Below are 21,536 nucleotides of genomic sequence, written 5' to 3'. Positions count from 1 at the left end.
GAACTGCAAGCGCTTACATGATGCGCCGCACCATTGCGTCAAACAGAGCTGGGACAAGGGTTGCGACCTGATTGGTGGACAAAGTTGTCCGAATAAGACAACAGCAGCCAATGTCGGACACCGGCTGACATCGCACGGGAACTACGAAAAAGTAACATCTTTGCACCATACCGTGACGCACGGTGGCGCCACGCCTTGCCGCCGGTGCATTCAGACAGCAAGATGCGCCGATCGATCAGGGGAACATCGTGCGCATGTCGCCATTTACCGTCCGCGCAGGCCGGTGTCAGTCCATCGCATGGGTGTTGCTTGCTGCGCTGTGCGTCGGCGGCTGCCAGCGCAACGACGCTGCCGCTCCCTTGCCCGGTGCCGACGCCGAACCGGCCGCCGCGATGCAGTCGATGACCCTGCCGCTGCGGCGCAACGACCTGGTCGCCTATGCGCGGATCCGGGTGACGCCGGCGCAATACACCCAGTTGGAAGCGGCCTGGCGCAGCGGTGCCAGCCGCTGGCCGCTGACCGAGCTGCCGCTGCCCAACGAGGTCGGTGCGCTGCTGGGGTCGTTGTCGGCGCCCGATGCCGAGCGTCGTCTGCAGCAGGCATTCGACGCGCAGCTGGCCGGGCAATCGCGCGGCATCGCCCAGGCGGCGCAGTCGCTGGGTCAGTTCGGCGTGCAGTACCTGCGCAGCCGCAACGATTACCAGCCCGAGCAGCGCGCCCATTACGTGCAGTTGGTCGACGCGCTGAGCGCCTGGGCGGCCACCGCGCCGTTGGCCGATCGCGCGCGCGCCAAGGCCAGCATCGCCGACCTGGTGGCTGCGGCCCGCACCACCGGCATCACCTCCGACGCCGACCTGCAACGGCTGGGCATGGAAGACAGCCTGCGCCGGCTCGGGCCGTTCTGGGCGGCGTGCAAAAAGGTACTGGAGCGCTACGACCTGTCGATCGACACCAGCCTGGACGCGCTGCGCACCGGGTTGATCAAGCAGGACGGCGATAGCGCCCAGGTGCGGCTGCGCTATCCGCTGGCCGCACACGCCATCGACCTGACCGTGGCGCTGATCAAGCGCGATGGGCACTGGTACCAGCAGCAGACCCAGAACGAGATACAGGCGCTGCTCGACGCCATGCCGGCCCCGCCCCTACCCGGTGCAGCGGCAGCTCCTGATACGGCACTGGCACCGCCTGCACCGGCCACGGACGCCGGGCAGCGCCCGGCTGGGCGATAATGACCGCGATGCCAGAACAGAATCCCCTGCCGTTCCCGGACGGCCAGCCCGCCCCGCCCAGCGCTGCCGCCGCCGATCTCGGCGCCACGGCCGCCGCCTTGCCGACCGCCACACCGGTTCCGCCGGAGGTTGCGCCGTCGATCGCGCCTGCCGTCGCTGCCGCCCGCAACGCCAAGCGCCCGTGGTGGGCGCGCCTGCTCGGCCGGCTGGCCGACCCCTGGCTGAGCCTGACCATCGAACCGGACCAACCGAGCCGCTACGACGACGGCACGCCGGTGGTCTATGTGCTGGAGGACTACGGCCTGTCCAGCGCGCTGATCCTGGACAAGGCCTGCCGTGAAGCGGGGCTGCCCTCGCCGCTGGTGCCACTGCCGGGCGACCCGCTGCAGCGCAAACGCGCCTACCTGGCGCTGTCGCGGCGCAGCAGCAGCAATTCGCTGATCCCCGAGCAGCGCGGCGGCAAGACCCATTCGGATTCGCTGGCCAAGTTGCTGCAGGCGCACCGCGTGCGCGCCGACCTGGACGTGCACCTGGTGCCGGTGTCGATCTTCGTCGGCCGCGCGCCGGACAAGCAGAGCGGCTGGTTCGCGGTGCTGTTCTCGGAAAACTGGGCGCTGGTCGGCCGCTTCCGTCGCCTGCTGGCGGTGCTGCTCAACGGCCGCACCACCATCGTGCGTTTCGCGCCGCCGATCTCGCTGCGCCAGACCATGGCCGAAGGCCTGCCGCCCGAGCGCACCCTGCGCAAATTGCAGCGCGTGCTGCGCACGCATTTCCGCCGTATCCGCGAGGCGGTGATCGGGCCGGACCTGTCCACCCGCCGCCTGCTGGTGGACCAGGTGCTGGCTGCCGATTCGGTACGCGAAGCCATCGCCACCCAGGCCAAGCGCGACAACTCCAAGCCGGTCGATGCCTGGCGCAAGGCGCATGCCTATGCGTGGGAAATCGCCGCCGACTATTCCAGCCCGGTGGTGCGCTCGGCCAGCTTCCTGCTCACCCACGTCTGGAACCGCATCTACGCCGGCGTGCTGGTGCATCACCTGGACAAGCTCAAGCAGGCCGCACCCGGGCACGAAGTGGTGTACGTGCCCAGCCACCGCAGCCACATGGATTACCTGCTGCTGAGCTACCTGCTGTACGAACGCGGCATCGTGCCGCCGCACATCGTGGCCGGTATCAACCTCAATCTGCCGGTGGTTGGCACGCTGCTGCGCAAGGGCGGCGCGTTCTTCATCCGCCGCTCGATCAAGGGCAATGCGCTGTATTCGGCGGTGCTGAGCGAATACGTCGCCCAGCTGGTGGCCGGCGGCTATTCGATCGAATACTTCGTCGAAGGCGGGCGCTCGCGCACCGGGCGCCTGCTGCAGCCCAAGGGCGGCATGATCGCGATGACGCTGCGTGCCTACCTGCGCCAGCCGCGCAAGCCGGTGCTGTTCCAGCCGGTCTACATCGGCTACGAGAAGCTGATGGAAGGCAACAGCTACCTGGACGAGCTCACCGGCCGGCCGAAGGAGAAGGAATCCATCTGGGGCCTGCTGTGGTCGATCCCCAAGGTGCTCAAGCAGAACTACGGCCAGGTGGTGGTGAACTTCGGCGAGCCGATCGCGCTCAACGATGTGCTGGCCAAGCACGCCCCGGATTGGGATGGCGAGCCGCTGCCGGAAGACGCCAAGCCCAGCTGGCTGGCACCGGCGGTGGATACCTTGTCCACACAGATCCAGACCCGCATCAACTGCGCTGCCGACGTCAATCCGATCAACCTGCTGGCGCTGGCGCTGCTGTCCACGCCCAAGCACGCGATGGGCGAGGCCGATCTGATCGCGCAGATCGAGTTGTGCAAGAAGCTGCTGGCGGAAATGCCGTACTCGGACCGCGTCACGGTGACTCCGCATACCCCGGCACGCATCATCACCCACGCCGAAGAGATCAACGTGCTCACGCGCGTGTCGCACCCGCTGGGCGATGTGCTGAGCGTCAGCGGCGACACCGCGGTGTTGCTGAGCTACTTCCGCAACAACGTGCTGCACTTGTTCACCGCCTCCTCGTGGGTGGCGTGCTGTTTCCAGAACAACCGCCGCATGAGCCGCGCCGGTCTGATCCGGCTGGGGCGCACGGTGTATCCGTTCCTGCAGGCCGAGCTGTTCCTGCCATGGAGCGAAGACCGTTTTGCCGAGCGCATCGAACAGACCATCGATATGTTCGTGCGCGAAGGCCTGCTGCTCAATGTCACCGACGACGACGGCGGCATCCTGACCCGCAATACCGGGCAGACCGATGAGGTGTTCCGTCTGCGCGCCATCGGCCACTCGCTGCAGCAGGCATTCGAGCGCTATTACATCGCCATCTCGGTGCTGGTGAAGAACGGCCCCGGCGTGCTCGGTGCCGGCGAACTGGAAAGCCTGTGCCAGCAGGCGGCGCAACGCCTGAGCCTGTTGTACGCCCCGGCCGCCCCCGAGTTCTTCGACAAGACCCTGTTCCGCAGCTTCATCCAGAAACTGCGCGAGCTGCGCCTGGTGTGGCCGGACGAGAACAGCAAGCTGCTGTTCGACGAGCGCCTGGACGCCTGGGCCAAGGACGCCAAGTTCATCCTCGGCCGCGAACTGCGCCACACCATCGAGCGGGTCAGCCCCGAAGCGGTCAAGCCGGGTGTTGTGCTGCCACCGGCCGAGTAAGGCGGCGGTGCGATAGCGGAGCCGTAGCAGGGCAGGAGCGGTGCCCTATGCGGACGCCGCTCCCTTCTCCCTCCGGGAGAAGGCGCCCGAAGGGCGGATGAGGGCCGGCCAGCAAGCAATGTGATGCTGCCACGGCTGAATAAAGTTGCGATGCAATGGTGGGGAGCAGCAAGGCAAAGCGGCGCTCCCCACGCCGACGACGACGTTTCCTTCTCCCTCCGGGAGAAGGTGCCCGAAGGGCGGATGAGGGCCGGCCAGCAAGCAATGTGATGCTGCCACCGGCTGAATAAAGTGGCGACGCAATGGTGGGGAGCAGCAAGGCAAAGCGGCGCTCCCCATGCCGACGACGATGTTTCCCTTCTCCCTCCGGGAGAAGGTGCCCGAAGGGCGGATGAGGGCCGGCCAGCAAGCAGTCACCGAGCGTTGCACAAAACCAACTCACCCCTGGCGTCGTCCGTTAACCCCAACGACTTCACACAACAGTTCCGTCCGTTTCATCCGCCTCTTGCAGCCCTGCCGATAGCATCGCGTCACCTTTCATCACGATCGGGGGCGTTGTACGACAGGCGCGCCCGGCAGGAGATTTCTCATGCGCGCAGCCATCCACACCCAATTCGGCGATCCCGCCAAGGTGCTCGAACTCGGCCAACGGCCCGTGCCGCAACCCGGCAAGGGACAGGTGCGCATCGCGATGCGCCGCTCGCCCATCCACAACCACGACCTGTGGACGGTGCGCGGCAATTACGGCTACAAGCCCGAGCTACCGGCGATCGGCGGCAGCGAAGCGGCTGGCGTGATCGACGCACTCGGCGAAGGCGTTGAAGGCCTGCAGACAGGCCAACGCGTCGTCGCCGCCGGCGTGCACGAAAGCTGGGCGGAGTACTTCCTGGCTGATGCCGCCGGCGTGGTGCCGCTGCCCGACGCGCTGGATGACGATCGTGGTTGCCAGCTGATCGCCATGCCGCTGAGCGCGCTGATGCTGATCGAATTCCTGCGCGTGGAAAAGGGCGACTGGATCGTGCAGAACACCGCCAACGGCGCGGTCGGCAAGACCGTGGCCATGCTCGCCGCCGCACGCGGCATCAACGTGATCAACCTGGTGCGCCGCGATGCCGGCGTGGAAGAGTTGCAGGCGCTGGGTATTGGCAACGCAGTCTCCACCGCGCAGGACGGCTGGCAGGACACCGCGCGCGCGCTGGCCGGCGACGCACCCATCGTGCGCGCGATCGATTCGGTCGCCGGCAGCGCGGCCGGCGACCTGATGGGGCTGCTGGCCGAAGGCGGCGAGCTGATTTCGTTCGGCTCGATGACCGGCGAGCCGCTGCAGATTTCCAGCGGCGATGTGATCTTCAAGCAGGCCAGCGTGCGCGGCTTCTGGGGCAGCAAGGTCATGGCCGCCACCAAGCCAGAAGACAAGCGCCGCATGATCGGCGAACTGCTCAAGGCCGCCGTCGATGGCAGCCTGGCCTTGCCGGTGGAGGCGGTGTTCGACCTGGAAGACGCCGCCAAGGCTGCTGCCGCGAGCGACGAACCCGGGCGCCGCGGCAAGATACTGCTGCGCGCAGGCTGAGCGCTGCACGCAGGAATCTGATTGTCTCGCCTTGGCGCTTGCTTCTCCCGCTTGCGGGGGGGGAGGTGCCCGAAGGGCGCATGCGGGCAACGCAGCGACAGTTGGTCAACGTCTGCGGACTGGCGGACTGGCGGTCAGGCGGTTACGTGCGCGCAACGCCACGTCAAGGCCAAGCTTGCTCACCAGCCATGACACGCCGCGTCCCCCATCGCGAATCACATGTCGCGCATTCGCACCCCGTCAGCCGATCTGCTACAGGCACCGTAGGAGCGCGCCTGAGCGCGACGGGCCTTCTGGGGTAGCGCCTCATCGCGCCCAGGTGCGCTCCTACACAGGGGAATTGGCCTCAAGAGCGGGCAGACGCAGCGATCAGCGCGCGGGTGTCGACAGGCGAACCCAACTGCAGGCATGGCCTCACGCCGGCTCGTCAGGCACCAGCTCCATCTCCAGCCGCGTGATGCAGTCCTTGAGATGCAACTTGCGCTTCTTCAAGCGCTTCATCTGCAGTTCGTCCTCCACGTTTGCGGGCACGCGCTGGATCTCCTCGTCCAACGCGCGATGGGCGCGTCGCAACTCGGCGATCTGCTCGGCGATCTCGGCGGGTGAGAGGGTTTCCACGCCCCGAGCATACACAACCCCGGGCGACACGCGTCACCTGCGCTTGCCAAGTGGCCGCCGGCTGCGACAATGTCCGGGCGCCGACGGGGACACGGCGGCGCACCCGATCCCATCATTGCCGCGCGGCTCCGGCCGTCGAGACAGGAGTCTTACGATGCGTCTGCGTTCTTCCCTGCTGGCCCTGAGCCTGCTCACCTCCGTCAACCTGGCCTCAGCCGCCGATGTGGCCAAGTACGACGGCTTTCTGTGCTGCAACCTGCGCACCGACGGCAGCTGGATCAGCGACAGCAACTACGCCGAAGACGGCAAGCGCGTGCTCCCGGTGGGCACCCCGGTCAGCGTCACCGGCTTCGGCCGCAACCGCGTCAACCTCAAGATCGCCGGCGAAAAGCAGTCCATCGGCAACGACTACAGCCGCGATCTGGACAACACCGCCTTCGCCGCCCGCTACGTGGTGACCGCCGACCCCAAGCTCAAGCTGGCCACCTTCCCGCCCAAGATTCGCCAGGCGATCAACGATGGCAAGCTCACCGGCGGCATGACCCGCGAGCAGGTGCTGATGGCAGTCGGCTACCCGATCAGCAGCGAGAACCCCAACCTGGAAGCGTCGCTGTGGCGCTACTGGCGCGACAGCTTTTCCGAGTACCAGGTGCAGTTCGGCCCCAGCGGCAAGCTGGTCAAGGTCACCGCCGATCCGCAGGTGCTGAATCTGGTCTGGGCGCCTTGAGATTTTGCTTGAAGTGGTCTCGGTCAGCGCGACCACTTCAGAACACACAGACAAATGTCACTCGCGTAGCGTCAATCACTTTAGAGTGACCAATACTGTCGACGATACAGACCCCTGTGGGTCCTCCGAGCGCGACGACCAGTCTTGTCGTTCATACATCTACGTTGCTGTGCTATTGGTCTGACCTTGTAGGAATCAGTTAGCGCTATGGAATCTTTTATCCCCATCGCCTTCGTAATCGCACTTCTTTGGGTGCATTTCTACTTCGAGTCCAGACGCCACAAAAAGCCGGACAGGCTGGAACGATTTTTTGCAGGGCTCTGGCTTTTAATAAGGCGTGTGCTCTGTTTCGGGATGGCGCTGGCCTTCTGGGGCGGCAGCGGTTATGTGGTCTATCAAGTCGCGTCCAGGTCTGTCCCGGTTTCATCGCTATTTTGGCTGGGGTTGTTGTTGCCTATCGGATATCTTTTTGTCCATTGGGGAATTTATGGAAGAGGATATCGTCAGTACGATTTTCTCGACGATAAACCTGTCCACGAAGAGCGAAAGAAACGGTACGGATGGCGTTGGTAGTAATGCAGCGTGTCGGATTCAGGTGGGCTAACTCCATGGATGACCTTGTAATCAGCGTGTGCCGGGTAAGGAGCCTGGTGTTTCCCGGCATGCCGTCCGCCGTGGTAGGTCGTTTCATGGAAAGCCCAGCAACTGCTGCGGTCGCGCTCTTGGCCACTGGCATCGGTTGGACGGTCATGGCCATTTACCCAGTTGTCGCACAGTCGCTGGCTCGGAGAGCCGGAAGACGTCAATGGTGCCGCCTGGGCATTCGCTGCAACGTCTAGGTGGCTGTTGCCAGTAACCGTGGTCACTTGCGCTTGGGCGATTGGCCGATATGGGCTTGCAAGCGTCGTTTCTGGCTTTCCCAAGCCCTCACCTTCGATCGTAAATCAGGCGCTCAAATGACAAATCCATACAACTCTTCGCCAATCCATTCGTCGATGACGTCCTTGAACGACTCGATGGTGACAACGGCGCTGGAACTTCCCGGCCATCGGATCATCCGCAACCTGGGGTTGGTGCGTGGCATCACGGTGAGATCTCGCTCGATCGTGGGCAACTTCTTCGGCAGTCTGCAGAGCTTGTTCGGCGGCAACATCACCATCTACACCGAACTCTGCGAACAGGCGCGTTCGGAGACCTATCGCGACATGGTGCAGCATGCCAGGCAACTTGGCGCCAACGCCATCATTGCGGTTCGCTACGATGCGACCGAGTTGATGGCCGGCCTGACCGAAGTCCTTTGCTATGGCACCGCAGTCGTCGTCGAGGTGCAGCATGTATAGCGCGTCAAGCATTCACGGAGGGTACTCCGTGAAACTATGGTGCGTGGCGGTCGTCGTCTTGGTCATGGCGACTTGGCTGCCGGCGGCGCAGGCAGCGAGCTCGTCCTTCATGTCCGAAGTCGGACAGGTGTCGTCTGTATACGAGCGTCTGGCCAACTCTGCCGAGTCAGAGCGCCTTATCGATGAAGGAAAAAAGAGCGAGGTCAATGCAAGGTTGAAGGCGCTGGTGCCGGAGACGCGCAAAAGCGCGTACGACGCCTTTGTTCTGTCCAATATCCTCTATCGGGCTGATGTCGCTGCCAGCGACGCCTACATGAAGCTCGCCGACGAGAAATTGCCCGGCAATCCATTCGTCATGTTTGAGCGCGGCATGCGCGAACACCGCGCAGGGCGCTGTGACGTCGCGTTGCCTCTGTACGAAAAGGCCGCCAAATTGCTGCCAAGGTCGCAAGCGCCGGATCGCGTGTGGGCCTACATCACGCACTGCCGCCTAGTGCTTGAGGACGCACGCGGAGCGGTCGCCGCCTGGAAACATGTCGATTTCAAGCAGAAACACACGGCGATCGAGAAATCGATGTATGACATCTTCTCGACGACGGATCCGGACGTGGAAAGAGAGCGCTTGATCACGTCCATCCATGCAGGGGCAGCAGGCGACGTTTGCCCGCTGATCAAACTCGACAAGAACTGGGAAATCGACTGGTGGAATGCGAAGGAGCAGCCTGAGTACCTTGCACATGACATCCCACTTGTCAGGTCACTGGCCAGGAACGACAGGAAGATTCGGCAAGTTGCGGAGCTATGTGTCGACGCAGTGGACTTCGATGACGATCAATTCAAACGCTTTATCGCGTCGGCGGGTTACTGGGGAGAGGGTGGCCGCCTGCCTGAAGATGCGGTAGCGAGCTATACGTTGATCAGTCAGCTGCAGAAAAGAAAGATCGCGACGGCGGACGAGATCTTCCATCGCTACGGCGCGGAGCTGGAGCAGCGATACAAGCGGATGCCTGGCAATCGTTCGACGCTGGATCTATTGGCGTTCCTCTACAGCGCGACCGGGCGAAGTGAGCAACTCAGGCCGATCGACCTGTATGGCTGGAAGACACTGAAGATCGAGGCATACGCGCTAAGCTATCTGAAAGGCCTGGCCGAGACAGACGCCGGATACTCCGCTGCGGTTGCGCAGGCTGCACGCGACTTCCCCAATAGCGCCGAAATTCAGCGGATCAACCTCGTGCTACATGCCGAGTCCGACGATAAGGTGGCGTATCTGATGCGCTATGTGGCTGCTCAGTTCCCGAGTGTGCGAGAGCATCTGAGCGGGCGCTATCGGCTCGATGATTTCATGGCTGCATTGAAGAACGAGCTGGATGCCCCGGTTCCAAAACAGTAGCGCACCCGGACGCCTCATCGCCTGGGTCGGTGAGCACTCGGGCACCACCGGCGCCAGGTATGAGCCGCCTCGGATGGTTATTGGTGATCCCTGGTGGCATGGCTGGGACGTGTACGCGTTGCAGCAAAGCGAAGGTGATCGCTCCTGTTCAGAAAGCGATGCTGTGCGTGTTCCAGCTGCAGGCACTACCAGACAAAGACTGCCTCCCGCTCAACTCTCAGGGCATGCTTGATCGCACGACCTGACGGGGACGGCCCGTCAGAAGACACAGAGATAGCCCACGGCCAAGGCGTTAAGCTTCTTCATCTGCCAACAGGCGTTACAGAGCGAATCAACCATGCAGCGAAATCCGGACCTGTATCCCAAAGACGATAACGGCGATACCCTCTGGCACATTGCGCAACAGGGCGTGGATCTTTCCAGGCCACGCGAGATTGCGTTTTCGGTAGTGTTCCCAAGCAAGGAGTCGGCACTGGAGTTCTCGGTGACGCTGCTGCGCTTCGAGCAGAAGGTGCGTTGCTGCCATTACCCGGACAACACGGCGTTTCCGATGGATGTGACGGTGTATCCGACCATGGTGCCGACGTACCAGGCGATCTGCGCGTTCGAGGAAGAGCTGGCGACGGAGGCCAAGCCCTTGGGCGGTCTGAACGATGGATGGGAGTTTTCCGTGGACAGCAACGACGCCTGAGGTGCCCGGCAGGTTCGTTGCGGCGCACGACGTGCAGGCTCTCCAACATGTCGGGCTGCATCAGCGCGTCGATTGCGGGACGCGTCGCAGCTGTGACACGTCGTAGCCCATCGCTGCAATGCGGGCGACGGCCTGCTGATAGTCCGCATCGGAGACCTGCGGGGTCCGTGCCATATACCAGACGTAATCGCGCTTGCTGCGCGCCACGATGGTCTGCGTGTACTCCGCATCTCGCCAGGCGATGACATATTCGGCTTTGAACGGCCAGATGAATTGCATGCTCCACAGCGCGCCGTTGCCATTCTCTGCGACCTGGCCGATCGGGTGCATGGACTTGAGCGGCGCCTGGAAGCTGCCTTTGCGGAAGGTAAAAGTGGTCTGGATACGGCCATCGGGCCGCAACGCATAACGTTCCACCGCGTCGTAGGCCTTGCGTTCCGGGCGGGTCGGAATATGCGCGATGACATACCAGTCGCCCATGAAACGCGGCACATCCACGCTGTCTGCGCGAGGCAGTGCGGAGCGCGCTTCGCTGCCGCGTGCACTGCCGTAGACCGCAAGTGTGAGTAACAACAGCATCGACGCCTGGCGCATGGCAACCTCTTTCAAGAGACTCAGTGCATGGGCATACGTTGCGACGATGCGTGTGGATGCAGCGTGCAATGCGCGATCTGTCGAAAAGTACGATGGCGTCTCGGCTGTTGACGGGCGCTACCGTCGCGACTCTTCCCGGATGCCTTGGAGAATGCGATTGCTGCGGTGGTCACGGGCCGGAGCAGGCGCGTTCGCACTATCCCACCTATCGGCGCGACAGCCGGCGTGCCAAGGTGACGGCCACGCGTGCCGACGCGGGATCGGGAGCAGTCTTGAAGCGACCTGGTGGGCTGTGGGCGCCTGGTGGAGGCCGGATTACTTCTTCACCGTACAACCTGGCAAGAACGGCAGCGACAAGCCGCAGATCAGGATTCTGAGCAAGTACACACGCCGCGCTGAGAACACATGGCGAGCGCTGATCCGATCGGCGTGGATGGCCGACTCAGCGCCGGGGTGCACAGGTGTCCATGCCACGCCGAGCGTCGGCCGCGTTCGATTGGCGGCGAGCATAGTCGCTGTCAGCCGCTCCCATGCACATGCGGCCGGAGACCCCATCAGGGGAAAACAGCAGCGGACGTGTGCGTCGCCGTCATGTCACCACGGCGAGACGGCATCCTCCCCATACGGATGGATCGTCGCAATCGTCCCGTCGGCCAGATGCTCCAGCGGTGCCATCTTGATGTTGCGCAGATGGGTCTGGCCGCCCGACACCACCGCGTCGTGATAGAACAGATACCACTGGCCGTCGAAGGCGCAGATGGAATGGTGGGTGGTCCAGCCGATCACCGGCTGCATCAACACGCCCTGGTAGCGGAATGGGCCATATGGCGAGTCGCTGGTGGCGTAGCAGATCAGGTGCGTATCGCCGGTGGAATACGACAGGTAGTAACGACCGGCGTAGCGGTGCAGCCAGGGGCCTTCGAAGAAGCGACGGTCGACGTCGTCGGCGCGTAGCGGGCTGCCGTGTTCGTCGAGGATGACGATCTCGCGTGTGGGTTCGGCCAGTGCGGTCATGCTCTCGTGCAGGCGCGCCACACGCGGACCCAGTGCGGGCGCATTGCCCACCGGTTCCTGATGCGTCTGCGCGTAGGCATTGTCGCGGTAATGCTGCAGCTGGCCGCCCCAGATGCCGCCGAAATACAGGTAGTGCGTGCCATCGTCGTCGGCGAAGGCAGCCGGGTCGATCGAGTAGGTGCCCGCAATCGGCTCGGCTTCGGCCACGAACGGGCCTTCGGGGCGCTCGCCCACCGCCACGCCGATCTGGAAGATGCCGTCGGCGCGCTTTGCCGGGAAATACAGGTAGGTCTTGCCATTGCGTTGCGCAGCATCCGGTGCCCACATCTGGCGCTGCGCCCATTGCACGTCGCGCACGTGCAGCACCTCGCCCAGGTCGTCGACCGGTGCGTTGGGGTGTGCCATACGAAAGACGTGATAATCCTCCATGCCGAAATGCGAGCCATCGTCGCTGAAGGCGACGCCGGCATCGATGTCGTGCGAGGGATAGATGTACAACGCTCCATCGAACACATGCGCGGACGGGTCGGCCGTGTAGATGTGAGTCACCAGCGGCGCGGAAATGGCGGTGCGCGCCAGGGCCTGCAGTGTGGCGGCGTGCAGTTCATCGGACATGCGCGTACCTGTGCATGAAGTGGGAGGGGGGAATCAGGGCGAAGCGAGCGGTGCAGCCTGACGGCGCACGCCCAGATCGCGTTCGATGCGGGTTTCCAGCGGTTTATCGATCTCGTACAGCACCAGCAATGCGGTGCCGAGCAGAAACGGGATGGAGGCATACACGCTGATGGCCAACCGAATGCCGTCGGTGACTGCGTCGCTTTGCTGCGGCAGCGCGGCGTCGTAGCCATAGACGGCGAGGATGCCGGCGACCAGTGCGCCACCGACGCTCAGGCCGATCTTCAGGCCGCACAACATCGCCGAAAAGATGATGGCGGTAGCGCGGCGGTGATTCTTCCACTCCGAGTAATCGGCCACGTCGGCAATCATCGCCCACAGCAGCGGGATGGTGATGCCGTAGAAAAAGCCGTGCAGCACATACGAGGCGAATACCCAGCCGATGGCGGTTGCCGGATACACGTAGAACGCCAGCAGGAACAGCGTGGAGATCAGCAGCGCGCCGCCAAACACATTGCGCTTGCCGTAGCGGTCGGCCAGGCGTTTGGAAAACCCGATGCCCACGATCATGGCCAGGATGCCGCCGGCACTAAAGACACTGAACGCCGAAGTCGGCGCGTCCTGCGGCCATTGCAAGGCGCTCATGCCGGCACCGGTCAGCATGCTGTTGATCGCCGCGATGAAGCGGTTGAATCCGGCCGCGTCGAGAAAGTGGGCCAACGCGCCAGCGTCGAGGTAGTACTTGAAGTAGTAGATGTACATCCCGCCCTTCATGGCGAGATTGATGAAGACCAGGATCGTCAGCGCCAGCATCACCAGCCACGGCTTGTTACGCACCAGGTCGGTGAGGTCCTGTCGCACGCTGCTGCGCTGTTCGGCGATCGGCAGCACCCGCTCGCGGGTGGTGAAAAAGGTGATCAGAAAGCACAGCGTGCCGACCGCAGCGAACAACGCCATGGTGTTGCGAAAGCCCTGCGCCTTGTCGCCATTGCCCAGGATCAGCACCAAGGGCAGCAGCAGTACCTGGATGATGAACTGCGCAAAGGTCACCGCCAGGAAGCGATACGCCGACAGGCTGTTGCGCTGCTCCATGCTGCCGGTGAGCACGCCGCTGAGCGCCGAATACGGCAGGTTGTTGGCCACGTACACCAGCATCAGCAAGGTGTAGGTGGCAAAGGCGTAGGTGATCTTGCCGTGCTCGCCCAGCGTGGGGGTATTGAAGGCCGCCAGCGACAGTGCGCCGAACGGCAGCGCGGTCCACAGGATCCACGGGCGAAACTTGCCCCAGCGCGTGCGGGTGCGATCGGCCAGGATGCCGATGATGGGCGTAAACACGAACGCGCCGAGCAAGCCGACTACAAAGATCAACGTGGCCGCCGCGCTGGCGGGAATCCGGAACACGTCGGTGTAAAAGAACGCCAGAAAAGTGACCAACGTCTGGAAGATCAGGTTGGCAGCCAGGTCGCCCAGGCTGTAGCCGATCTTTTCGCGCACGGAGAGCTGCTGTGACCGATCGTTCATGAGGTGAGGCGGGCTCGAAAAGTGCTGCGGAAAACGCCGCGGCGCGCGCTACGCGGCTGGCCGCGACCCCTCTGGATCGCGATCGCAGGCACAGCAGTTGCAGTGTCCGGCAAAACGTCGCGCGCCGTCGCCCACGGGCGGAGTACGGCACGCGGGAGACGGGATGCACGCGCCGTGTGCGTACATCCCGCACACCGGCCGCGCCCGGCTGCCAACGGCGAGATCATGGCGATGGCCACAATCAGAACGTGCCGCGAATGCCGAGCATGACCGTGCGCCCGGGCTCGTACAGGTCGTAGGTGGCGTTGGGCCACGCATAGGTGGTGCGCAGCGGCTCGTCGGTGATGTTGGTGACGTTGAGGGTGAGTTGCGGTTTGGACGGCAGCCAGTCCAGTGCGTAGCTGGCCGACAGATCCAGCTGGCCACGCGCATCGGCGTTGAGGCGTGCATACGGGATGCCGTTCTGGTTGGCGCCGGAGATCACCATGTCGTCGTTCCAGGTGTAGGACAGGCGCACCGATGCAGCGTTCTTTTCCCAGTACACGGTGCCGTTCCACAGGTTGGGTGCGACGCCGACGGCCACCGCCGGCACGCCTTCGCCTTCGGACGACTGATTGACATGCGTGTAGTTGACGCTGAAGCCCATGCCGTCGATGAGCTTGTCCAGCGGCTGCACCCAGATCGCCTCGGTGCCGCGGATGTTGAGCACGCCATCGGCGTTGACCTGGGTCTGCACGTCCACGGTGGCCGCATTCGGGCCGCCGCGCTGATCCAGGCCGGCCTGCTGGATCGGCAGCAGGCTTTCGTACGGCACGCCCAGGTCGTTGAAGGGAATGCGCCGCACGCCATTGACGGTGAAGCCGCTGATGCGCTTGTTGAACAGCGTCAGGCCCACATAGCCTTCGCCGCCGGTGTACCACTCGCCGCCGAAATCCACGTTGGTGGACAGATACGGCGCCAGGTTCGGATTGCCCTGGGTTGCGGTCTGCGCGGAGGGGTCGCTGAAGTTGGTGTTGGGCAGCATTGCGCTGGGATCGGGGCGGGTGAGCGTGCGCGAACTGGACAGGCGCAGCACCACGTTGTCGGCCACGTCCCAGGCGGCGTTGAACGAGGGCAGGGTTTCCTTGTAGTCCGAATCCAGCACCTGGATGCGGCGGATGCCGTTGATGGTGACCGGGCCGGTGATGGTCTGGTCGGTGGTCACGTAGCGCACGCCTGCGTTGAAGCGCAGCATACGGTTCCACACTTCGGTTTCGGCGTTGGTTTCGATGTAGAAACCCAGGTTCTTTTCGCGGATGCCGCCGGCCGAGGCGCCGGTGTTGGCGGAGTTGGTTTCCGGGGCGGAATCGCGTAAGGCGTAGTAGTTGGTATCGCCCAGGAAGCGGTTGAAATCGGCGGTGATGAAGCCATCCGGGCCGGGGCGCAGATAGCCGGCCAGGGCTGCATTGGGAATTGCCGAGCCGGGGCCGCCGTTGCAGATGGTGCCGCCGCCGCCGCGGCAGACCACCTGCTCCCAGGCGATGCTGTTGTCGAAGCCGCGGATGGTGCGCTCGGCCTGGTCGTAGGCGGCGCCGATCTTGATGTTGCGCTTGTCTTCGCCGAACTGCAGGTCGGCGCGTCCGCCACGTGTTTCGGTCACGCGTTTTTCGTTCTGGATATTGACCCGGCCGCCGCTCCAGCCCCAGCCCAGATTGGGGTCGTTGAGATCCAGCGGGCTGGTGATGCTGGGGCGGTCGCCACCTTGGTTGCGATAGTCCACGGTGGTGAACGGCGAGGTGACCAGGATGCTGGGCGACTCGCGATCCAGCCAGCTGCGCGTGGCATTGGCCTGCACGTTGAGCTTGATGTCCTGGTCCGCGCCAAATAGCAGTTCCGCACCCGGATTGACGCTCCAGAACTTGACCTCTTCGCGGTACGGGCGCGCTTCCAGGAAGTACTGCGCATTGGCGAAGGTGGCGCTGGTGACCACATTGTTCTGGTCCAGCTGCATGCCCAGCGGAATCATGTTGCCGTTGCGGCCGATCAGATTCATGCTGATCCGCTCGGTGGTGCGCTTGGCCTCCGAATACAGCGTATCCAGGTAGAAATGCATGCTGTCGGAGGGGCGCCATTCCAGCGACATCACCGATGCATCGCGGTCGCGATCGCCATTCATGTAGACGCTACGGCCCAGCCGCGGAATCAACGCGTCGCTGATCTGGTCGATGCTCAGCCCCGGGTTGCGCGCCAGCAGCCAGGCCGCATCGATGGTCTCGCCGGTGGTCAGGCCGCTGCCGGCGGTGGCCGGCACGCGGTCGGGAATGCGCCAGTTGCCGCCGCCGTTGACGTTGCAGGCCGCCGGTTGATTGGTGGCCGGGGTGCCCGCAGGCGGGGTGAGGCCGCACTGGGTGTAGGTCAGGCCCGGGTTGGTCCAGCCCACGCTTTCGAAGCCGCGCACGCCCAGCTTGCTGCGCACCGAGGCCACGCCGAACAGTGCGCCGAAGGTGCCTTCCTCGTTGGTCCAGCTACCCATGAAGGCGCCACGCGGAGTGGTGTTTTCGCTGGTGCTGTTCCAGTCGGCCTGCGCCTGATAGGTGAAGTGCACGCCGGGGCGGTCGAACGGCCGCGCGCTACGCATGTCCACCACACCGGAGACGCCGCCTTCGAGCATGCTGGCGGTAGGTGTCTTGCTCACGGTGAGCTGGGTGAAGAACTCGGTGGGAAACAGGTTCAGGTCGACTTCGCGGTTCTGGTTCTGCGCGTTCAGGCCGATCGAGGCGGTGGCGATGCTGGCGCCGTTGAGCGTGGTCTTGGTGAAGCTGGTGCCCAGGCCGCGAATGGCGATGTTGAGGCCCTCGCCGTTGACGTCGCGCGACAGCTGCACGCCGGGGATGCGGTTGAGCGACTCGGCGATGTTCATGTCCGGAAACTTGCCGATGTCTTCGGCAAACACGGTGTCGGCAAAGCCGACCGAGTCGCGCTTGGCGTCGGTGGAAAACTGGATGCTGCGTCGGTAGCCAGAGACGGTGACGGTATCGAGCTGGGTGACGGCATCGTTGTTGCCGGCCGTGGCCGGCGGCGTTTGCGTGGCGCTGTCGGCGTCGGTGGACTGTGCCCAGGCGGCAGTACTGGCCATGCCCAGCAGGATGGACCCCAACGCGCAGGACAACGCGGTTTGTGCGTAGCTGTTCTTCACCGTATTCCCTTCCCTAACAGGTGAGCAGATGTCCCACGCATCGCCCCTGCGCAGGGAGTGCCGCTGCCCGGAATCGGCGCGACGATGATGCGGTGGGGAGACGGGCGATCAGTGGCGCTGGATGTTAGCGCTACCAAATTCGGAACAGCACGCTGCAGGGCAGCATAGTTGCCGGGGCGTGGCGCATTGGCGTTGTCGTGCGGCCTGACATGCTGACGAACGGTTGCGGCGTGCTGCAGTGCGCGATGGATTTATGCCGACGGCATGGTAATGGTAGCGCTATCACCCGTGGCGCAAGGCCACCTTCGTGCAGGTGCAGTGGTCGATGATCCGAACCGGACAACGTGCAAGCGGGATGCTGCATGCGCCCGCCGATGTTGCGAGCTGCAGCACGTGCCAGCGCGCATGCGTGGCGGTTGCGCGCTGGCAGGGGCTGCGCCCATGAGCGATGTGCCTGCGGCCGACGCTGCCGGCCCGCGCGCGCGCCTGGGGCGGGTGCGTTGGCGTGTCTGCGCGCTGCTGCTGGCTGCGACCACCATCAACTATGTCGATCGCCAGGTGCTTGGCGTGCTGGCGCCGTTTCTGCAGACGCAGATCGGCTGGAACGAAATCCAGTACGGCTACATCGTCACCGCCTTCCAGGCCGCCTACGCGCTGGGGTTGTTGTGCAGCGGTGCGGTGATCGACCGCTTCGGCACGCGCGTCGGCTACGCGTTGGCGATCGGCATCTGGAGCCTGGCGGCGATGGGGCATGCGTTGGCCACCAGCGTGGTGGGCTTTGCGATTGCGCGGTTCTTCCTGGGGCTGGGCGAGTCCGGCAACTTCCCCGCCGCGCTCAAGACGGTGGCGGAGTGGTTCCCGCGTCGCGAGCGCGCACTGGCCACCGGCATCTTCAATTCCGGCTCCAACATCGGTGCCATCGTCGCGCCGCTGCTGGTGCCGGTGATCGCCACCGCCTGGGGCTGGCAGGCAGCGTTCCTGTTCACCGGTGTATTGAGCGCCACCTGGCTGCTGGTGTGGTGGTGCAGTTATCACCCGCCGGAGCAGCAGCCCGGCCTGTCGGCGGCAGAGCTTGCGCATATCCGCAGCGATGCGCACGAACCGGTGCAAACGCGGCTGTCATGGTTGCAGGTGCTGCGGCACCGCCAGGCCTGGGCCTTCGTGCTGGGCAAGTTCATCACCGACCCGATCTGGTGGTTCTTCCTGTTCTGGCTGCCCAAGTTCCTGCACGCCGAGTACGGCTTGAGCCTGCTGCAGCTGGGTGCGCCACTGATCGTGATCTTCGTGCTGGCCGATATCGGCAGCATCGCCGGTGGCTGGATGGCGGGGCGGTTCATCGCGCGCGGCTGGAGCGTCAACCGCGCGCGCAAGACCGCGATGCTGCTCTGCGCCGTGTCGGTGGTACCGATCGTGTTCGCCGCACGCGCCGATAATCTTTGGCTGGCGGTGGGCCTGATCGGCTTGGCCACCGCCGCGCACCAGGGCTGGTCGGCCAATCTGTTTACGCTGCCGTCGGACATGTTTCCACGCCATGCGGTGGCCACCGTGGTGGGTATCGGCGGATTTGCCGGCGCGGTGGGCGGCATGTTGATTGCCACCTTCATCGGGTTTTTACTGCAGGCGACCGGCAGCTACGTGCCGGTGTTTCTGATGGCCGGCTCGGCCTATCTGCTGGCATTGGCCGTCGTGCATGCGCTGGTGCCGCAGCTGCAGCCGGCGCAGCTGCCTGCGGCCACCGTAACGCCTCCATCTTCCTGAGGAATCACCATGTACCTGCACATCGCGAGAATCGGACTGTTGCTGGCGGCAAGCATGGCATCGGTTGCGCAGGCCGCGCCCTTGGCCGCGGGCGCGGCCAAGTTTCTGGGCAGCGCCTACAGCCCGCAACAGGCGCAGGGTTTTGCGCAGTACTGGAACAAGCTCACCCCGGAAAATGGCGGCAAGTGGGGCACGGTGGAAGCGGTGCGGGACCAGATGGACTGGCGCACGCTGGATACCGCCTACCGGTTCGCCAAGGCCAACGGCATGCCGTTCCAGATGCATGTGATGGTGTGGGGCAACCAGCAGCCGGAATGGATCAAGTCGCTGCGGCCGGCCGAGCAGCGCCGCGAGATCGAGCAGTGGTTTGCTGCGGTGGCGCAGCGTTACCCGGACATCGACCTGCTGGAAGTGGTCAACGAACCGCTCAACGACCCGCCCAGCAAGGACGACACCGGTGGCGGCAATTATCTGCAGGCGCTCGGCGGCGACGGCGCCAGCGGCTGGGAGTGGGTACTGCAGTCGTTTCGGCTGGCGCGCCAGCACTTTCCGCATACCAGGCTGATGATCAACGACTACAGCATCACCAACAACGCGCAGGCCACGCAGAAGTATCTGCAGATCGTGCGGTTGCTGCAGCGCGAGCGGCTGATCGATGCGATCGGGATCCAGGAGCATGCGTTCGAGACCACATCGAATGTGGCGATGTCGGTGCATCGCACCAATCTGGATGCGCTGGCCGCCACCGGCTTGCCGATCTACATCACCGAATTCGACCTCGATGGTCCAAGCGATGCGCAGCAGCTGGCCGATTACCAGCGCGTGTTCCCGATTTTCTGGGAGCACCCCGCGGTGCGCGGCATCACGCTGTGGGGATTCCGCCCCGGCCTGTGGCGCGACAAGGAAGCGGCCTATCTGGTGCGTGGCGACGGCAGCGAGCGCCCGGCGCTGACCTGGTTGCGTGATTACGTTGCCGCCCATCCCGGCACGCCTGCGCCCTGACGCAGGCGCTGCACGACCCACCCCGTTTTGTCTGGTACCCCGACCCCATGTCTACCTCCTTGCCGTTGACCTTGCACGACGACCGCCTGTTGCCGGCCGACCCCGGCACGCGGGCGATCGCGCGCCGGGTGTATGCGCAGATCGCCACGCTGCCCATCATCAGCCCGCACGGCCACACCGACCCGGCCTGGTTTGCGACCGATGCCGCGTTCGCCAATGCCACCGAGCTGTTGCTGGTGCCCGATCACTACGTGTTCCGCATGCTTTACAGCCAGGGGATCGACCTGGATGCGCTGGGCATTCCGCGTGCCGACGGCACGCGCGCACCGGTGGACCCGCGCGCGGCGTGGCGCGTGTTTGCCGCGCACTTCACCTTGCTACGGGGCACGCCTTCGGCGGTGTGGCTCAATCATGTCTTCCACACCGTCTTCGATCTACGCATCCGCCTGGATGCCGGCACCGCCGATCACTACTACGACCACATCACGGCAGCGCTGCAGACGCCTGGCTTTCGCCCGCGCGCGCTGTTCGAGCGTTTCAATATCGAGGTGATCGCCACCACCGAATCGCCGCTGGACACGCTGCAGCATCACGCGGCCATTCGCGACAGCGGCTGGGCCGGCCGCGTGGTGACTGCCTACCGCCCGGACCCGGTGGTGGATCCGGAGCATGAGCAGTTTGCAGGTGCGCTGCAGCAGTTTGGCGCGCTCACCGGAGAAGACGTGTTGAGCTGGCAAGGCTATCTACGCGCGCATCGACAACGCCGCGCATTCTTTGCCGCGCACGGCGCAACCTCTACCGATCACGGGCATCCCAGCGCCGCCACCGCCGACCTGTCGCCGGGTCAGGCGCAGCGCCTGTTCGAGACTGTGGTGCGTGGTACTGCAACGCCGGAACAGGCCGAGCTGTTCCGCGCGCAGGTGCTGACCGAAATGGCGGCGATGAGCCTGGACGATGGCCTGGTGATGCAGCTGCATCCGGGTTGCTTTCGCAACCACAACCGGTCGCTATTCGCACGCTACGGGCGCGACAAGGGAGCCGATATTCCGATGCGCACCGACTACGTGCATGCGCTCAAACCCTTGCTGGATCGCCACGGCAACGACCCGCGCCTGCGCCTGATCGTCTTCACCCTGGACGAAACCAGCTACAGCCGCGAACTGGCGCCATTGGCCGGCCATTACCCATCGCTGCTGCTGGGCCCGGCGTGGTGGTTCCATGACGCACCGGAGGGCATGTGGCGGTTCCGCGAGCAGACCCTTGCCAGTGCCGGCTTCTACAACACGGTGGGCTTCAACGACGATACGCGTGCCTTCCTGTCGATCCCGGCCCGCCACGATGTGGCGCGGCGCGTGGACAGCGCGTTCCTGGCCAAGCTGGTCGCCGAGCACCGGCTGGAGGAAGACGAAGCGGTGGAGGTGGCGATGGACCTTGCGTATCGGCTGCCCAAGCAGGCCTACAAGCTGTGATGCAGTGGTTGCGCTGCGTGTGCGATGCCGGTACGACGCCGCATCGGCGTGCAAGGTCACCCCGTACGCAAGCGCAGAGGCCCAGCGTATGACCCAGGCACGCTTCCCACGCGCTGAGGTGTGGCGCAACGCCTTACGCCTGATCTGCGCC

General features: G+C 64.4%; 16 protein-coding genes and 1 pseudogene. 12 read left to right on the top strand and 5 right to left on the bottom strand.

Going from position 1 to position 21,536, the window contains the following annotated elements; all coding sequences use genetic code 11:
* Window positions 1-254: 254 nt before the first annotated feature.
* The 3 genes from VZ068_RS21120 to VZ068_RS21110 all read left to right on the top strand — a co-directional run bounded on the left by VZ068_RS21120 (window position 255) and on the right by VZ068_RS21110 (window position 5,468).
* Window positions 255-1,229, top strand: coding sequence for a hypothetical protein (locus VZ068_RS21120; protein ID WP_349656407.1), 975 nt, complete (start codon window positions 255-257; stop codon window positions 1,227-1,229).
* Window positions 1,229-3,898: a glycerol-3-phosphate 1-O-acyltransferase PlsB gene (gene plsB, locus VZ068_RS21115; protein ID WP_259159976.1), complete on the top strand. Its 2,670-nt coding sequence runs from the start codon at window positions 1,229-1,231 to the stop codon at window positions 3,896-3,898. Before VZ068_RS21120 ends, plsB begins: the two co-directional genes overlap by 1 nt.
* 589 nt (window positions 3,899-4,487) lie before the next feature.
* Entirely contained in the window at window positions 4,488-5,468 is a 981-nt protein-coding gene (locus tag VZ068_RS21110; RefSeq protein ID WP_349656406.1) for a zinc-binding dehydrogenase, read from the top strand.
* Between the two features lie 414 nt (window positions 5,469-5,882).
* On the opposite strand, the gene VZ068_RS21105 is transcribed toward VZ068_RS21110, so the two are convergent.
* A complete protein-coding gene (locus VZ068_RS21105; RefSeq protein ID WP_167393935.1) occupies window positions 5,883-6,086 on the bottom strand; it encodes a YdcH family protein in 204 nt (67 codons plus the stop codon).
* 154 nt (window positions 6,087-6,240) lie between these two features.
* Here VZ068_RS21105 and VZ068_RS21100 point away from each other — a divergent pair, with 154 nt between their 5' ends.
* The 5 genes from VZ068_RS21100 to VZ068_RS21080 all read left to right on the top strand — a co-directional run bounded on the left by VZ068_RS21100 (window position 6,241) and on the right by VZ068_RS21080 (window position 10,237).
* Window positions 6,241-6,813, top strand: coding sequence for a hypothetical protein (locus tag VZ068_RS21100; RefSeq protein ID WP_259167314.1), 573 nt, complete (start codon window positions 6,241-6,243; stop codon window positions 6,811-6,813).
* Window positions 6,814-7,020: 207 nt separating this feature from the next.
* The gene (locus VZ068_RS21095; RefSeq protein ID WP_349656405.1) at window positions 7,021-7,386 is read left to right on the top strand and encodes a hypothetical protein; all 366 of its coding nucleotides are present in this window, start codon (window positions 7,021-7,023) and stop codon (window positions 7,384-7,386) included.
* Between the two features lie 383 nt (window positions 7,387-7,769).
* On the top strand, window positions 7,770-8,153 hold the full coding sequence (locus tag VZ068_RS21090) for a YbjQ family protein (RefSeq protein ID WP_259167312.1): 384 nt from the start codon (window positions 7,770-7,772) through the stop codon (window positions 8,151-8,153).
* A 43-nt stretch (window positions 8,154-8,196) separates the two neighbouring features.
* A complete protein-coding gene (locus VZ068_RS21085) occupies window positions 8,197-9,546 on the top strand; it encodes a hypothetical protein (RefSeq protein ID WP_349656404.1) in 1,350 nt (449 codons plus the stop codon).
* Between the two features lie 337 nt (window positions 9,547-9,883).
* The gene (locus tag VZ068_RS21080; protein WP_349656403.1) at window positions 9,884-10,237 is read left to right on the top strand and encodes a ribonuclease E inhibitor RraB; all 354 of its coding nucleotides are present in this window, start codon (window positions 9,884-9,886) and stop codon (window positions 10,235-10,237) included.
* Between the two features lie 60 nt (window positions 10,238-10,297).
* On the opposite strand, the gene VZ068_RS21075 is transcribed toward VZ068_RS21080, so the two are convergent.
* Window positions 10,298-10,831, bottom strand: a complete 534-nt coding sequence (locus VZ068_RS21075) for a lipocalin family protein (protein WP_349656402.1) — start codon at window positions 10,829-10,831, stop codon at window positions 10,298-10,300.
* A 280-nt stretch (window positions 10,832-11,111) separates the two neighbouring features.
* On the opposite strand from VZ068_RS21075, the pseudogene VZ068_RS21070 reads away from it, so the two are divergent.
* A pseudogene (locus tag VZ068_RS21070) lies at window positions 11,112-11,228 on the top strand (glycoside hydrolase family 5 protein); the annotation flags it as partial.
* Window positions 11,229-11,425: 197 nt separating this feature from the next.
* Here VZ068_RS21070 and VZ068_RS21065 read toward each other — a convergent pair.
* The 3 genes from VZ068_RS21065 to VZ068_RS21055 all read right to left on the bottom strand — a co-directional run bounded on the left by VZ068_RS21065 (window position 11,426) and on the right by VZ068_RS21055 (window position 17,156).
* A complete protein-coding gene (locus VZ068_RS21065; RefSeq protein WP_259167308.1) occupies window positions 11,426-12,460 on the bottom strand; it encodes a glycoside hydrolase family 43 protein in 1,035 nt (344 codons plus the stop codon).
* Window positions 12,461-12,493: 33 nt separating this feature from the next.
* Window positions 12,494-13,981: an MFS transporter gene (locus VZ068_RS21060; protein ID WP_349656401.1), complete on the bottom strand. Its 1,488-nt coding sequence runs from the start codon at window positions 13,979-13,981 to the stop codon at window positions 12,494-12,496.
* A gap of 241 nt (window positions 13,982-14,222) precedes the next feature.
* Window positions 14,223-17,156 carry a TonB-dependent receptor gene (locus tag VZ068_RS21055; RefSeq protein ID WP_349656400.1) on the bottom strand — a complete coding sequence of 978 codons (2,934 nt, stop codon included), beginning with the start codon at window positions 17,154-17,156 and terminating at the stop codon, window positions 14,223-14,225.
* Window positions 17,157-17,597: 441 nt separating this feature from the next.
* Here VZ068_RS21055 and VZ068_RS21050 point away from each other — a divergent pair, with 441 nt between their 5' ends.
* Genes VZ068_RS21050 through uxaC form a run of 3 tightly spaced genes read left to right on the top strand, consistent with a single transcriptional unit; the run spans window position 17,598 to window position 21,385 of the window.
* A complete protein-coding gene (locus VZ068_RS21050; protein WP_349656399.1) occupies window positions 17,598-18,914 on the top strand; it encodes an MFS transporter in 1,317 nt (438 codons plus the stop codon).
* A gap of 9 nt (window positions 18,915-18,923) precedes the next feature.
* Complete coding sequence (locus tag VZ068_RS21045) at window positions 18,924-19,916, top strand: endo-1,4-beta-xylanase (RefSeq protein WP_259159954.1); 993 nt, start codon at window positions 18,924-18,926, stop codon at window positions 19,914-19,916.
* Window positions 19,917-19,963: 47 nt separating this feature from the next.
* On the top strand, window positions 19,964-21,385 hold the full coding sequence (uxaC, locus tag VZ068_RS21040; protein WP_349656398.1) for a glucuronate isomerase: 1,422 nt from the start codon (window positions 19,964-19,966) through the stop codon (window positions 21,383-21,385).
* Window positions 21,386-21,536 lie beyond the last annotated feature (151 nt).

The sequence above is a fragment of the Xanthomonas sp. 10-10 genome, assembly GCF_040182365.1.
In the GTDB taxonomy this organism is placed as follows: domain Bacteria; phylum Pseudomonadota; class Gammaproteobacteria; order Xanthomonadales; family Xanthomonadaceae; genus Xanthomonas; species Xanthomonas arboricola_F.
Note: the sequence above shows the minus strand (reverse complement) of the source record. Positions and strands in the feature narration are given on the sequence as shown.

Bases quoted from the DNA above. Each gene is read 5' to 3' on its own strand.
- VZ068_RS21120 (WP_349656407.1), top strand. From the start codon at position 255: ATGTCGCCATTTACCGTCCGCGCAGGCCGGTGTCAGTCCATCGCATGG.
- plsB (WP_259159976.1), top strand. From the start codon at position 1,229: ATGACCGCGATGCCAGAACAGAATCCCCTGCCGTTCCCGGACGGCCAG.
- VZ068_RS21110 (WP_349656406.1), top strand. From the start codon at position 4,488: ATGCGCGCAGCCATCCACACCCAATTCGGCGATCCCGCCAAGGTGCTC.
- VZ068_RS21100 (WP_259167314.1), top strand. From the start codon at position 6,241: ATGCGTCTGCGTTCTTCCCTGCTGGCCCTGAGCCTGCTCACCTCCGTC.
- VZ068_RS21095 (WP_349656405.1), top strand. From the start codon at position 7,021: ATGGAATCTTTTATCCCCATCGCCTTCGTAATCGCACTTCTTTGGGTG.
- VZ068_RS21090 (WP_259167312.1), top strand. From the start codon at position 7,770: ATGACAAATCCATACAACTCTTCGCCAATCCATTCGTCGATGACGTCC.
- VZ068_RS21080 (WP_349656403.1), top strand. From the start codon at position 9,884: ATGCAGCGAAATCCGGACCTGTATCCCAAAGACGATAACGGCGATACC.
- VZ068_RS21075 (WP_349656402.1), bottom strand. From the start codon at position 10,831: ATGCGCCAGGCGTCGATGCTGTTGTTACTCACACTTGCGGTCTACGGC.
- VZ068_RS21065 (WP_259167308.1), bottom strand. From the start codon at position 12,460: ATGTCCGATGAACTGCACGCCGCCACACTGCAGGCCCTGGCGCGCACC.
- VZ068_RS21060 (WP_349656401.1), bottom strand. From the start codon at position 13,981: ATGAACGATCGGTCACAGCAGCTCTCCGTGCGCGAAAAGATCGGCTAC.
- VZ068_RS21050 (WP_349656399.1), top strand. From the start codon at position 17,598: ATGAGCGATGTGCCTGCGGCCGACGCTGCCGGCCCGCGCGCGCGCCTG.
- VZ068_RS21045 (WP_259159954.1), top strand. From the start codon at position 18,924: ATGTACCTGCACATCGCGAGAATCGGACTGTTGCTGGCGGCAAGCATG.
- uxaC (WP_349656398.1), top strand. From the start codon at position 19,964: ATGTCTACCTCCTTGCCGTTGACCTTGCACGACGACCGCCTGTTGCCG.